This is a genomic window from Shinella sp. 838, assembly GCF_029623935.1.
GTDB lineage: Bacteria > Pseudomonadota > Alphaproteobacteria > Rhizobiales > Rhizobiaceae > Shinella.
The window spans coordinates 1-515 of record NZ_JARSBQ010000085.1 but is presented as its reverse complement, the minus strand read 5'-3'; the positions used below and the strand labels follow the sequence as shown (position 1 = coordinate 515).

Below are 515 nucleotides of genomic sequence, written 5' to 3'. Positions count from 1 at the left end.
CCGGCAAGCGCGCCGATCAGGGCAAGGCCGGCGATGACGAGCCAGCCCTGCCGGATCCAGTCGTAGAGGTGCTGGACATCCAGCGCGAGGAAGGCGCCGCGCCGCTCGACGGCCGACGGCTGGCGGCCGGGCATGGCGAGGGGAACCGATGACGATGTCGAGGCGGCCGTGGACGCTGCCGTTGCCGTCGCGGCGGACGACGTGGACGTCGATGCGGACGCCGGGGAGGATGCGGACGCGCGGTCGGACGGGACGAGCTGGTTCAGCAGGGAGCTGCCGCGCGAGGATGACCGTCCCATGCGGCCCCTCACGGCGCCGGAAGGGTACCTGTCGGATATGTTGCTCATTCCGTAAAGTCCTGTCTTGCTTCGCGCGCCGGTCGGCGTGCGCCATGCGGGGGGATCGATTCGCGCGCGTCCATCCTGCCGGCTGTTGGTAAATTTGCGGTTTACCATAATGGCACGCGCCTCTTCGGGAGAGGTCCGGCCCGCCCCTGCCGGACGCGGGCTCCCCTA

Annotated in this window: 1 protein-coding gene; it reads left to right on the top strand. The window is 70.1% G+C overall.

Annotated elements, in window-relative coordinates:
* The first annotated feature begins 132 nt into the window (after window positions 1-132).
* Window positions 133-354 (top strand): hypothetical protein, encoded by a 222-nt coding sequence (locus P9A16_RS35685; RefSeq protein WP_278026574.1) that lies wholly within the window; start codon window positions 133-135, stop codon window positions 352-354.
* Window positions 355-515 lie beyond the last annotated feature (161 nt).